The following is a 261-nucleotide window of genomic DNA, read 5'->3' on the forward strand; positions in this document are numbered from 1 at the left end:
TGGGCCGAGACGGGATCGCCACCGGACGGCCCCTCGATGCGGATCACTTCCGCCTGTTCAGCCGCGAACCTTTGCACCAGGCCGGACAGAGCCGCCTGCTGATTGGCCGACAGTCCATTGTCGTGGACGGCCAGGGCGATGCGGTCCAAGCCCGGCTCGACCTCCAGCACATAGTTGGACAGGCTGTTCAGAGCGGCCGGCTGCGTCGGGACGCTGGTGGCGCAGGCGCCCAGCGCGGTCGCGGCGAACACCAGGGCGATT

1 protein-coding gene is annotated in these 261 nt (G+C 69.0%); it reads right to left on the reverse strand.

Translation table 11 applies throughout. The features are described 5' to 3' along the window. The coding region (locus tag ACM0OY_RS40615) for a CpaD family pilus assembly lipoprotein (protein WP_414574332.1) at positions 1–261 on the reverse strand (261 nt) is incomplete at both ends.

This window comes from Nostoc sp. CCY 9925 (genome assembly GCF_963920935.1).
Taxonomy (GTDB): domain Bacteria; phylum Cyanobacteriota; class Cyanobacteriia; order Cyanobacteriales; family Nostocaceae; genus Nostoc.